This is a genomic window from Phyllobacterium sp. A18/5-2, from assembly GCF_025452215.1.
Lineage (GTDB): Bacteria > Pseudomonadota > Alphaproteobacteria > Rhizobiales > Rhizobiaceae > Phyllobacterium > Phyllobacterium sophorae.
On sequence record NZ_CP104966.1, the window covers coordinates 3491717 to 3504131 of the forward strand.

Here is a 12415-nt window from a genome sequence, read left to right on the forward strand (position 1 = left end):
AAGGGTTTATGGGAAGCCTATGTCGAACAAACCTGTACACATCATTGGCGGCGGTCTCGCCGGTTCCGAAGCCTCCTGGCAGCTTGCGGAAGCTGGCATTCCCGTCATCCTGCATGAAATGCGTCCCGTTCGCGGCACCGATGCGCACAAGACGCAAGATCTGGCGGAGCTCGTCTGCTCCAATTCTTTCCGCTCGGACGATGCGCAGACGAATGCGGTCGGGGTACTGCATGCGGAAATGCGCCTCGCTAACTCACTGATCATGGCTTCCGCCGATGCCCATCAGGTTCCGGCCGGCAGCGCGCTTGCCGTCGACCGCGATGGTTTCGCGCAAACGGTGACGAAAAAGCTTGAAGCCCATCCACTGATCACCATCGAAGCGGGAGGAAATCACCGGCCTGCCACCGGCGGAGTGGGACAAGGCCATCATCGCCACCGGCCCGCTGACGGCGCCATCACTCGCCGAAGCCATTGGCAAGGAAACCGGTGCCGACGCCCTCGCCTTCTTCGACGCGATCGCGCCGATCGTGCATTACGATCTGATTGACATGAATGTCTGCTGGTTCCAGTCGCGCTACGACAAGGTTGGCCCGGGCGGCAATGGCAAGGACTATATCAACTGCCCGATGACCAGGGAGCAGTACGAGGCTTTCGTCCAGGCGCTGATTGCGGGTGACAAGACAGAGTTCAAGGAATGGGAGGGCACGCCCTATTTCGACGGCTGCCTGCCGATTGAGGTGATGGCCGAACGCGGGGTGGAAACCCTGCGGCATGGCCCAATGAAGCCGATGGGCCTGACCAACGCCCACAATCCCACCGTCAAGGCCTATGCGGTGGTTCAGCTGCGGCAGGACAATGCGCTTGGCACGCTCTACAATATGGTTGGTTTCCAGACCAAGCTGAAATACGGCGCGCAGACCGGCATCTTTCGCATGATACCGGGATTGGAGAATGCGGAATTCGCCCGGCTCGGCGGTCTGCACCGCAATACCTATCTGAATTCCCCGATCCTGCTTGATCCGACCTTGCAGCTGAAAAGCCGCCCTGGCCTCCGCTTTGCCGGCCAGATCACCGGCTGCGAAGGCTATGTCGAGTCTGCCGCCATCGGCCTGCTCGCCGGGCGCTTTGCCGCGGCGGAACGTCTCGGCCAAGCTGTCACGCCACCGCCACTGACAACAGCTTTCGGTGCGTTGCTCGGGCACATAACTGGCGGCCATATCGTTACCGACGAGGAGCCGGGCAAGCGGTCCTTCCAGCCGATGAATGTCAATTATGGCCTGTTCCCGCCCATCGAAGCACCGAAGTTCGAGGGAAAACGGCTGCGCGGCAAGGAAAAGTCCAACGCCAAGAAACGCGCCATGAGTGCGCGAGCCCTGGCCGACTGCCGTTCCTGGCTGGGTCTGCCTGCAATCGCCGAAGCTGCCGAATAGGTCTACCGTACCGATGCCTTGAACATTGCCCATTGGCGGCCGAGTGGCGAGATATCGGCAACTTCATTGGCGGCATCAGACCGGTTGGATTTGAGCTTTTTCAGATAGGTACGAGTGAGTGAGGCCGGTAGATAGGCTGGACGCAGGGTTGCCGGTAAAGACTTTGCGGCCGCCTCGAACTTGGAAAGGTGGTCCTCGGCAAGTGCCACCATCGCATCGATTGCACGCCGCGTGGCTGCCTTGTCCGAGCCATCCAGCACCATGGCCGCACTTGCCCCGACAGCGGCGAGTATGTCCGCCGGGATGTAGACCTGGCGGCGGCGGCGATGCAGCGGCAACAACCGCAACAATCCTGCCACTGCCTGCGCGACACCTGCGTGCCCGGCCGTATCTGCGTGTGCGGGAGCAGCATCCGCATCAAGAATCAGCGACGCCAGCTGGATCATCGCTGATGCTGTCTCGCCGCAATAGCCTTCCAGATCGTTGCGGCTTGGCATCGGATCGTCATAGAGATCGAAAATCCGCGCCTCGCAATAATTGTCGAGCGCCGTTCGCGGCAGACCATGCGCCTTCACAGTATGGAGCAGTGCAGCGGCAACCGGATTGCCGGTCGCAGCGCCGTGCTCTTTGCCATTGATAAGATCACGCCACCACTGCAGCCGGACCTCTCCCGGAAGCGGATCGTGGACCAGATCGCGGATGCGGGCTACTTCCGCATTGAACGCATACAGCGCGGCCAAGGCCCCGCGCTTGTCTTCCGGTGCATAAAGCACGGAGAGATAACGGTCAGGATCCGCATCCCGCAGGAATTGCATGCAGTGGGTTTCGTTGGCGTTCATGGGGGTGAGATATCGCGCCGCGCCGAATTATTCCACCGCAATCAGCGCTGCGGCGACAGCGCGATCTTCCGCCAGCAGAACATTGTAGGTTCGCACCGCCGCGCCCGTGCTCATCGGATCGGACGATATGCGGTGCTTACGCAGCTCATCGCGCAGTTCCTGCGGCAACCGGCGTAATTCCGTTCCTGTTCCGACGAGCAATATTTCGATGTCGGCGGCCTGCTCCAGCACAAGCGACAAATCGGCGGCCGTCAGAATGGGTGGCGTTTTTGGCTCCCAGCCATGAATGCCCGAAGGCAGACAGAGAATGGACCCGCGATGCGACATGTCGGCAAAGCGAAATCCACCGTTTCCATAGGCATCGATAGGCGCCCGCCCAGGGAAATGGGCGTCCCGGATTTCAATGCCTTTGGCCATTGTCTAAACTCCGTTTTGCTCGGAAACCGCCGCCGTCGATCCGTTGTCGATCACATCATGGCCCTTGAGCCCGAACAGCATCAACAGCGGCCCTGCCACGAAGATCGAGGAATAGGTTGCGACGACAATGCCAACTGCAAGGATAAGCGCAAAAGATCGCACATCGTCACCGCCGTAGACATAGAGAACGATGAGCGCCAGGAACGTCGCAAGCGAGGTCAAAATAGTACGCGACAGGGTCTGGTTGATGGAAGCGTCGAGTATGGCCGACAATGACATGCCGCTCCCGTGCCGCCGCAGGTTCTCGCGCACGCGGTCATAGATGACCACCGTATCGTTGAGTGAGTAGCCAACGATCGCAAGCAAGGCGGCTATGCTCCACAGGTTGAACTCCATCTGGAAGAGAACGAACATGCCAAGGAGCAGCACCACATCGTGGATGGTAGCCAGGATCGCACCCAGCGCGAAGTGCCACTCGAACCGGAACCACACATAGACAAAGATCGCGATCAGCGAAAGTGCGACGGCCAGTGCTCCAGCCTGCGACAAACCACTCGATACTGAAGGGCCGATCACATCGACACGCCGGAAATCATAATCATCCTGCAATTCGCCGCGAATCTTGACGCCGACCGTCTGTTCGGCGTTCTCGCCCTCGCCTTGGCTGCCCACGGTGATCAACGCCCGGTCGTCAGATTTGAAAGGCTCGATCTTGACTTCACCGATGTTCAGTTCATCAAGCCGGCTATAGACATCGTCAAGATCAATCGCGCCTTCATGCGATTGTATCTCGACCATCGTTCCCCCCTTGAAATCGATGCCGAAGTTCATGCCGACAATCGCGAACAGCGCGATGGCTGCAATACTCGACAGTGCGGAGAAGCCCAGTGTCAGGCCGCGCAATTTCATGAATGGTATTTCGGTGTCGTTCGGAACAAGCTTGAGCGGCGCGCGGGGAACTTCCTTCGGCTTCGAACGCTGCACCCACACCGAAATGAGCCAACGCGTCAGGGTGAACGTCGTGAACAGCGTCGTAACGATACCGATGGTCACTGTCAGGGCAAAGCCGTGTACCGGTCCACTGCCGAGAATGAATAGCACGAGAGCAGCGATCAGTGTGGTGACATTGGCATCCACAATCGTTGCCAGGGCGCGGGAAAATCCGGAATCGATGGCCTGTATGACCGAGAAGCCAGCGCGCCTGTCTTCGCGGATGCGCTCATAAATGAGAACATTCGAATCGACCGCCATGCCGATCGTCAGCACGATACCAGCAACCCCGGCCAGCGTCAGAGGCGCGCCGAACAGTGTCAAAACCGCGAGGATAAGGATCACATTGACGACGAGGGCGATACTGGCGATCACGCCAAGGAACCCGTACGTCAACAGCATGAAGAGAATAACGAGGCCCGCACCGATAATGGCAGCGATTTTTCCGGATACAACAGCCGCCGCACCAAGATCCGTGCCAATCGTTCGCTCTTCGATCACCGTGACATCTGTTGGCAAAGCTCCGGCCCGCATGACGAGTGCCAGGTTACTGGCGCCCGACAGATCGAAATTGCCGGAAATCTGGCCCGTATTGCCCGGAATGGCTTCGCTGATAACCGGAGCCGAAAGTACCTGATTGTCGAGAACGATGGCAAAGGATTGACCGACGCCCGCCTTGGTCGCCTTCGAGAAACGGTCGGCGCCGATACTGTCCAGCCTGAAGGTAATAACCGGCTGCTGGGTCGCGGTATCGATACCGGCCTGTGCATCGACGAAATTCTTGTTTGAAACCAGGGGTTCTTTCTTGACCAGATAGGCAACGGGAGGGTCATCAAAGGAATAGACCACCTCGTCGCCTTCCGGCGGCGCACCATCGATAGCCTGCTGCACCGGTACAGAAGGGTCGACCATCTGGAAGCTGAGTTCACCCGTCAGGACTCAATATGTCTTTGAGCAACTGGGAATCGTAGAGTCCCGGCACCTCGACGAGCACACGGCCATTTCGCTGGCTCACGACATGGGGATTTATATAGCCAAGCTCGCTGAGGCGGCGGCTGAGGACTGCGATCGTCGCGTCAGTGTCCGGCAAGTGGTCCTTGTCCACCTGCAGGCCTATGCGCGAACCGCCCTCCAGGTCCAAGCCCAGCGCCAGCTGTTTCTTCGGCAGCCAATCTGGCAAGTTCACCAGTTGGTCCTGAGTGAAGACATTTGGCAGCGCCAGGATCAGGCCTGCGAGGACCACAGCCCAGATGAGTACAGTTTTCCAGCGGCTAAAATACAGCATACGGTTCCGGCCCTCGAACCTAGAATCAACAGGGCGGCTCCATGGCCGCCCCGCAACTATGCCTTATTTCTTGTTGTCGGCAACCGGTTCGCCCTTGACCCGGACGTCGGCGACCATGCCGCGCAACACCCGCGCCTTTACGCCGTCACCGATTTCAACGTCGAGTTCGCCTGTGTCTTCATAAACTTTGGTCACCTTGGCGATGAAGCCACCGCCCGTTATGATCGTATCGCCGCGACGGATATTCTTCAGCTGCTCCTCGCGCTTCTTCGCTGCCGTACGCTGCGGGCGGATGATCAGAAAATACATGATCACGAAGATCAGGATGAATGGCAGGATGCTCATGAGCATTTCCGGTGCGCCACCGGCACCCGTTGCCTGTGCATATGCGGGAGTTACGAACATAGAGACAACCTCCAGAGAACAAATTTGAATGAACCAGCCTGCGCAATACAATGTTTGGACTGTCAAAAGCAACCGTACAAAACTGCGTGTGCTGCTTTTCGATTTACCGTCAACATGATAGTGACACCACGCATACAAAAACGAAGGCTTGATGCGAATGTCCGAGGAATTGCTCACAGATAAACTTGACCGTCTGATTGCAGTGCTGGAGCGCATGGCTCCACCCAAGCCACAACCGGTCAGGCTGGACGTGGCGGATTGCTTTGTCTGGAATCCGGATCGCCTCGCGTTCGATCCGGTCAGCAAGGTCAACCGCGTCGATATCTCCCTGATCCGCGGTGTCGACACCGTTCGCGACATCCTCTTTGATAACACCAAGCGGTTCGCCGACGGTCTGCAAGCCAATAATGTGCTCCTGTGGGGAGCACGCGGCATGGGAAAGTCATCGCTCGTCAAGGCCGTCCATGCGTCTGTCAACAGTGGCACCCCAGCCGGTGACCATCCGCTCAAACTGGTCGAAATCCATCGGGAGGATATTGACAGCCTCCCTGCCCTGATGGCGGCCATCAAGGACACGGATTATCGCTTCATCCTGTTTTGCGATGACCTTTCCTTCGACCATGACGACACGTCCTACAAGTCCCTGAAGGCAGCGCTGGAAGGCGGCGTCGAAGGACGGCCCGACAATGTGATCTTCTATGCCACGTCGAACCGCCGGCATCTCCTGCCGCGGGACATGATTGAGAACGAACGCTCGACCGCGATCAACCCATCTGAAGCCGTCGAGGAAAAGGTCTCGCTCTCGGATCGTTTTGGTCTCTGGCTCGGGTTCCACAAGTGCAGCCAGGACGATTATCTGTCGATGATCGACGGCTATGCGGCCCATTTCGACCTGGCCGTGGAAAAATCCCGGCTCCATGCGCAAGCGCTGGAATGGTCGACCACGCGCGGATCGCGTTCTGGCCGTGTTGCCTGGCAGTTCACCCAGGATCTTGCGGGCCGTCTCGGCAAGAAACTATGAAAACAACAAAAGCCCCCACCTTCCGGCGCGGGCTTTTGTGCATTCTCTGATCGATCAGGATCTGAGGTATTTCGACGGATCGACCGGTGTCGAATTCTTGCGAACCTCGAAGTGCAACTTCGGCGTCGTAGCGTTGCCGGTCATACCGGAACGTCCGAGCTCTTCGCCACGCTTGACCTTCTGGCCGCGCTGAACGTTGAGCTTGCTGGCATTGCCGTAAACGGTAACCAGACCATTGTCGTGGCGTACCAGAACCGTATTGCCAAATTCCTTGAGACCATCGCCGGAGTAGATGACAACGCCGTTTTCAGCGGCTTTGATCGGCGTGCCTTCCGGTACCGAGATATCGATACCATCACTGCCCTTGCCGTAATTGGCAACGACACGGCCACGAACCGGCCAGCGCATCCCCGAGACACCCGTCGCGGAAGGTGCGGCAGCAACATCCTTTTCGGCTTCATCGATCACCTTTTCGCTGGCCTGGGGCGGCGTATAAGGCTTGGCTTGGGTATCCGCCTGCGGCGCTGCCGCAGCGGTCGCGGCCTGTGTGGCGGCATTGGCCACAACCTTTGGCTGCTCAGCTGGTGGTGTCGATGCTGTCTTGACCTGATCGACCGCGCCCTTCGGCTTCATGTTATTGGCGACATTCTGCGCCAGCGCCGCATTGGATGGAGGGATGATCAGCGACTGGCCGATACGAACGGTGCCGTCCTTCATATTGTTCGCCTGCTTGATCGCCTCGACATTGCTGCCGGTCTTGCGCGAGATCGCATGCAGTGTATCGCCGCTCTGCACGGTATAGGAACCGCCACTGCTTGGCGGCGTCATGTTCTTTGCCGTGGTTGCCGGCGTCGCCGACGGGGCGGCCTGCTTTTCCTTCACCTGCGGTGTCTGCGGCAAGACCGCGACTTCGTTTGAAGGCGCCCGGGCAGGAGCTGGCTTTGCCGGCATCTTGGCCTCGCGCCCATCCGGAGTCTTCAAAGTGCCGGAGTTTGCACCAAGTGGTGCAGCCTGCATCGACTGGGTGGACTCAGCGGAAGCAACCTGCTGCTGCCGCAATGGCGCCGCGCTTGCAACCGGCGCCAACGCTGGACGCGACGGCTGCGACGATACCGGCGGGAGGGCCGATGCGCTTGCTGCGCCAACCGGCGGCAGGCTGCCGCGCTGGACACCCCCGGATTGCACCGCACCACGATTGACCGAGGCGGTATAGGTTGAATCGACCGGCGGCGTATAAGGCTGCGGCCCGTTGTTCTGTGTCTGCATGATTGACCGCTGGTTATCGCTGTAGCCGGAGCTGAAATCCGCGCTGGTGAAGCGCTGCACGCCCGAGCTGCAACCTGCAGCCACGCCGGCAATTGTGAGAATAGCGGCATTCAGAGCCAGCCGCCGTGACGCTTTGTCTAGTGTACTCAAACGCATCGCATATCCCGCCCGTACTCAATACAAGAATATTGGGAGCATTAGATCGCGTTAATGTTACTCGACCGTTAAAAGGCGAATAAAATTTGTAAAAAATTCACCAAACTCTTAAACCGTTGCAACTTTAGAGCGCGGCGGCAACCCCTTCCAAAAGCGGCAGGAAACGCACCGGCATCATGTCCTGCCGCTCGAAGCGGCTGCCGATTTTCGAAAGACGCGCGATCACCTGCCTGCCATCGAAGCGGGCCGATTGGCGCCACCATCACGCCGTTGGAAGACAGCAGGTCGACGAACGGGCGCGGCATGCTTTCAAAGGCACCCCAGACGATAATGCGATCGAAGGGACCATCATGTGCCAAGCCATGCCTGCCATCGGCGTGCTTGATGAAACTGTTCTCTATCTTCAAAGCCTGTAGGCGCTGCTGGGCAATTTCAACAAGGGTTCGATAGCGCTCGAGCGAGAGCACACGACCGGCAAGACGCGCCATGACAGCTGCGGTAAAGCCTGTACCCGTGCCGATTTCGAGCACGCGATGCGTGGGCTCCAGCTCGAGCGTCTTGATGAGCTGCGCTTGCAGATCCAGTCCTTCCATGAACTCGCCGCACTCGATTGGCAGCATGCCTTCGCCATAAGCCACATTGCCCAGATTGCCGTTGACGAATGTCATGCGCGGTGTCGCCTCGAAGGCGGCCATCAGTCGCTGGTCGGTAAGGCCGAGCGAGCGCATGCGAAGAACAAAAGCGGCAAATCCTTCACGTTCCGAGAGTGCGGGCTTCATGCGAACGCATTCTCCAAGGTTGCACGCATCTCATGTGCGGTCAGGTCAAGCTGCAGTGGCGTGATCGAAATATGGTTGCTGCGGATCGCCGCTACGTCGCTGTTCTCCGCAGGCACATCCTTGCCGCGGCCATAGCGCAGCCAGTAGTAAGGCAGGCCACGCCCGTCGTGGCGTTCCTCGATGGTGAGGCCATGTGAGAGCTTGCCCTGCGCCGTCACACGCGTTCCTGCTATTTCCGAAGCCGCACAACTCGGAAAATTGATATTGATGAGCACACCCTTTGCCAGCTCGACACCAAGCAGCTTCTTCAAAAGCGCCGGTGCCCGTTCCTCGACAACCTCCCAAGGCAGAATGCGGGTGCCGCCGTCGAGGTTGTATTCCTGCGAAAGGGCGATGGATTTGATGCCAAGCAGCGTGCCCTCGATCGCACCGGCAACCGTGCCGGAATATGTAACGTCATCAGCCATGTTCGAACCGGAATTGACACCGGAGATGATAAGGTCAGGAGCCTGCGGCATCAGGTGCTTGACCCCCATGATCACGCAGTCGGTCGGCGTCCCGCGCACGGCATAGTGCCGCTCGTCGATCTTGCGCAGCCGCAACGGATTGGAGAGTGTCAGCGAATGCGCCAGACCGCTTTGGTCGGTTTCCGGTGCAATCACCCAGATATCGTCAGACAGCTGGCGGGCAATGCGTTCAAGCACGCTCAGACCTTCCGCATGAATACCATCATCGTTGGTCAAGAGAATGCGCATTGCCCTACCCCTTAAATTCAAGCTGCTTTTTCAATCCGCTTCAGTCCACCCATATAGGGCACGAGTGCATCAGGAACTGTGACACTGCCGTCTTCATTCTGATAATTTTCGACGACGGCAATCAATGCGCGTCCAACGGCGACACCGGAACCGTTGAGTGTATGAACGAAACGCGTCGACTTCTCGCCTTCCGGCCGGTAGCGCGCATTCATGCGGCGTGCCTGAAAGTCGCCGCAGACCGAACAGCTGGAGATTTCGCGATAGGCCTTCTGGCCGGGCAGCCAGACTTCGAGATCATAGGTCTTTTGTGCACCAAAGCCCATGTCACCCGTGCAAAGCGTCATCGTGCGGAAGGAAAGATCGAGCCGCTTCAGCACTTCTTCCGCACAGGCCGTCATGCGCACATGCTCTTCGATGGAACGCTCGGCATCGGTGATCGATACGAGCTCGACCTTCATGAACTGATGCTGGCGCAGCATGCCGCGCGTGTCACGGCCGGCAGAACCGGCTTCCGAGCGGAAGCATGCGGTTAGAGCAGTCATGCGGATCGGCAGGTCACGAATATCGAGGATTTCCTCACGCACCAGATTGGTCAGCGGGACCTCAGCAGTGGGAATGAGGTACCGGCCATCGCTGGTCTGGAACAGGTCCTCGGCGAATTTTGGCAACTGGCCCGTACCGTAAAGCACATCGTCGTTGACCAGCAGTGGCGGGCTGACCTCGGTATAGCCATGCTCGGTCGTGTGCAGGTCGAGCATGAACTGTCCAAGAGCGCGCTCCAGCCGAGCCAACTGACTTTTCAGAACCGTAAAGCGGCTGCCCGAGAGCTTCGCCGCCCGCTCGAAGTCCATGTAACCAAGCTTCTCACCGATCTCGAAATGCTCTTTTTGGCTCGAAGGCAAAGTTCTTCAAAGCGCCAACGCGCCGTGTCTCGACGTTGGCGGCTTCATCCTTGCCGACAGGCACGCTTTCCAGCGGCACGTTCGGCAGCACCGACAGCGCATCGTTCAACGCGCGGTCGAGCTGGCGCTCTTCCTCTTCGGCGGATTGCAGGAACAGCTTGATCTCGGCGACTTCCTCCTTGAGACGGTCGGCTGTCGCCTGGTCCTTTGCGCCCATCGCTTTGCCAATCTCTTTCGAGGCGGCATTGCGGCGTTCCTGTGCTTCCTGCAGCTTGGCGATGTGCTGACGGCGCTTTTCGTCAAGCTCGATCAGCCGGGATGATGCCGGCTCGACGCCCCGTTTGGCCAGAGCTGCGTCAAGCGCTTGCGGATTCTCGCGGATCCATTTGATATCGAGCATGGGAATAAAGCCGTATTGGAGTGAATTGGTTGACTAAGGGCGCGAGGCGCCCGGCGAAATCTGAGGCGTCAGGAAGAGGAGATTTCGCTGGACTCCGATTGCGCTTCGGCATCGGCCGCCGCACGCTTCTTCTCGACCAGACGCGCCATCCAGATGGAAATCTCGTAGAGAATGATCGTCGGGAGCGCAAGACCGATCTGGCTGACCGGGTCCGGCGGCGTAATGACTGCAGCGACGATGAAGGCGATGACGATAGCGTATTTGCGCTTCGACTTCAGCCCTTCATACCCGACGAGGCCAACGCGCGCCAGCAACGTCGTGACCACCGGCAGCTGGAAAACCAATCCGAAGGCAAAAATCAGCGTCATGATGAGACTGAGGTATTCGGACACCTTCGGCAGCAGCGAAATCTGCACTTCACCGGCAACCCCCTGCTGCTGCATGGCGAGGAAGAACCACATGACCATCGGCGTGAAGAAGAAATATACCAGCGCACCGCCCAGGAGGAAAAGGATCGGCGATGCAATCAGGAATGGCAGAAACGCCATGCGCTCGTTGCGATACAGACCCGGAGCCACGAATTTGTAGATCTGCGACGCAATCACCGGGAACGCCAGCACCAGACCGCCAAACATGGCGACCTTCACCTGGGTGAAGAAGAACTCCTGCGGTGCGGTGTAGATCAGCTGCGCCTTGGCCGGGTCAAAACCTGCCCAGCCAACAGCCCATTGATAGGGAATGACAAGCAGATTGAACAGTTGCTTGCCATAGTGGAAGCAACCGAGGAACGCGATGAAAAACGCAACCAGCGCCCAAATCAGACGCCGGCGCAATTCAATCAGATGATCGATCAGCGGCGCCGAACTCTTGTCGATATCGTCATCGATCTTGTTCAAGATTGTATCCCCGTATCGCCAGCCCTCTTCCGCGGCTTCGCCGTGCTTTTTGCCGGTGCCTTTGCCGGCTTTGCATCAGCTACCGCAGCCGGCTTTGCGGTCTTCTTGGCTGCTGCTGTCTTTTTAGCAGCCGGAGCCTTTGGCTCTGTCGCTTCGGCTGCGGTCGTGGTCGCGGCGGCCGCAGGGGTGGTTGACGACAATGGTTCCATGACCTGCGGTTGCAACTGCGCGGCGCCGGGCGCTTCTGGGTCCGGAACAGCAACATTTTCCTTCGCGGTTGACGTCGCATCTTTCAGGCTTGAACGGATTTCCTCGCCAATCGTCCGCACCGGATCGAACACCTTGCGGATATCGCTGCGTGGATCAAGGCTCTTGGCATCTTTGATGATATCGCGGACATCGTCGAGTTCAGCCTCCTTGAGGGCTTCGTCGAACTGCCGCCGGAACTCACCGGCGGTGGCGCGAAACTTCGTCGTCGCCTTGCCAAATGCGCGCAGCATTTTCGGCAAATCCTTCGGACCGACCACCACGATCAGGACGATCACGATAACCAGGATTTCCGACCAACCAACTTCAAACATCCATCATGCTCCAGCCACAACGCGGCAACGGGACCGCGCGCAGGACAAGACTAATTCTTGTCATTCAAGACTTTGTCGTCTTTTCCTTGACTGAATTCACCGGCTGGCTCGTCTGATTGTCAATCGTCTTGGAATCATCGGCGGCGGCGGCATCATCATCGCTCATGCCGCTCTTGAAGTTCTTGATGCCCTTGGCAACATCGCCCATGAGTTCCGGAATCTTGCCGCGACCGAACAGCAGAAGCACGACAGCGAGCACGATAAGCCAGTGCCAAATTGAAAAACTACCCATT

11 protein-coding genes and 3 pseudogenes are annotated in these 12415 nt (G+C 58.4%); 2 read left to right on the plus strand and 12 right to left on the minus strand.

Going from position 1 to position 12415, the window contains the following annotated elements:
- Nucleotides 1–19: 19 nt before the first annotated feature.
- Nucleotides 20–1430, plus strand: a pseudogene (gene trmFO / locus N8E89_RS17400) (methylenetetrahydrofolate--tRNA-(uracil(54)-C(5))-methyltransferase (FADH(2)-oxidizing) TrmFO).
- A 2-nt stretch (nucleotides 1431–1432) separates the two neighbouring features.
- On the opposite strand, the gene N8E89_RS17405 reads toward trmFO, so the two are convergent.
- The 5 genes from N8E89_RS17405 to yajC form a co-directional block, all read right to left on the minus strand.
- Entirely contained in the window at nucleotides 1433–2269 is an 837-nt protein-coding gene (locus tag N8E89_RS17405) for a phytoene/squalene synthase family protein (RefSeq protein WP_106663128.1), read from the minus strand.
- 27 nt (nucleotides 2270–2296) lie between these two features.
- Nucleotides 2297–2686, minus strand: a complete 390-nt coding sequence (locus tag N8E89_RS17410; RefSeq protein ID WP_106663127.1) for an Mth938-like domain-containing protein — start codon at nucleotides 2684–2686, stop codon at nucleotides 2297–2299.
- A 3-nt stretch (nucleotides 2687–2689) separates the two neighbouring features.
- Nucleotides 2690–4588 carry a protein translocase subunit SecD gene (gene secD, locus N8E89_RS17415; protein WP_262260594.1) on the minus strand — a complete coding sequence of 633 codons (1899 nt, stop codon included), beginning with the start codon at nucleotides 4586–4588 and terminating at the stop codon, nucleotides 2690–2692.
- A gap of 13 nt (nucleotides 4589–4601) precedes the next feature.
- Complete coding sequence (locus N8E89_RS17420) at nucleotides 4602–4961, minus strand: hypothetical protein (protein ID WP_262260595.1); 360 nt, start codon at nucleotides 4959–4961, stop codon at nucleotides 4602–4604.
- Nucleotides 4962–5024: 63 nt separating this feature from the next.
- Nucleotides 5025–5366, minus strand: a complete 342-nt coding sequence (gene yajC / locus N8E89_RS17425) for a preprotein translocase subunit YajC (RefSeq protein ID WP_106663125.1) — start codon at nucleotides 5364–5366, stop codon at nucleotides 5025–5027.
- A gap of 157 nt (nucleotides 5367–5523) precedes the next feature.
- On the opposite strand from yajC, the gene N8E89_RS17430 reads away from it, so the two are divergent.
- Nucleotides 5524–6387: an ATP-binding protein gene (locus N8E89_RS17430; RefSeq protein WP_106663345.1), complete on the plus strand. Its 864-nt coding sequence runs from the start codon at nucleotides 5524–5526 to the stop codon at nucleotides 6385–6387.
- Between the two features lie 54 nt (nucleotides 6388–6441).
- Here N8E89_RS17430 and N8E89_RS17435 read toward each other — a convergent pair whose 3' ends face one another.
- From N8E89_RS17435 to N8E89_RS17465, 7 genes and pseudogenes are all read right to left on the minus strand, one after another.
- Entirely contained in the window at nucleotides 6442–7809 is a 1368-nt protein-coding gene (locus N8E89_RS17435) for a peptidoglycan DD-metalloendopeptidase family protein (protein WP_262260598.1), read from the minus strand.
- Nucleotides 7810–7933: 124 nt separating this feature from the next.
- Nucleotides 7934–8588 (minus strand): annotated as a pseudogene (locus N8E89_RS17440) (protein-L-isoaspartate(D-aspartate) O-methyltransferase).
- On the minus strand, nucleotides 8585–9343 hold the full coding sequence (gene surE, locus N8E89_RS17445) for a 5'/3'-nucleotidase SurE (RefSeq protein ID WP_106663122.1): 759 nt from the start codon (nucleotides 9341–9343) through the stop codon (nucleotides 8585–8587). The pseudogene N8E89_RS17440 and the gene surE overlap by 4 nt, the downstream one beginning before the upstream one ends.
- Before the next feature lie 17 nt (nucleotides 9344–9360).
- Nucleotides 9361–10645: pseudogene (serS, locus tag N8E89_RS17450) on the minus strand (serine--tRNA ligase).
- Nucleotides 10646–10713: 68 nt separating this feature from the next.
- Nucleotides 10714–11541 (minus strand): twin-arginine translocase subunit TatC, encoded by an 828-nt coding sequence (tatC, locus tag N8E89_RS17455; protein ID WP_106663120.1) that lies wholly within the window; start codon nucleotides 11539–11541, stop codon nucleotides 10714–10716.
- Nucleotides 11538–12122 (minus strand): Sec-independent protein translocase protein TatB, encoded by a 585-nt coding sequence (gene tatB / locus N8E89_RS17460; RefSeq protein WP_106663119.1) that lies wholly within the window; start codon nucleotides 12120–12122, stop codon nucleotides 11538–11540. Before tatB ends, tatC begins: the two co-directional genes overlap by 4 nt.
- A gap of 64 nt (nucleotides 12123–12186) precedes the next feature.
- Nucleotides 12187–12414: a twin-arginine translocase TatA/TatE family subunit gene (locus N8E89_RS17465; RefSeq protein ID WP_106663118.1), complete on the minus strand. Its 228-nt coding sequence runs from the start codon at nucleotides 12412–12414 to the stop codon at nucleotides 12187–12189.
- Nucleotide 12415: the final 1 nt, after the last annotated feature.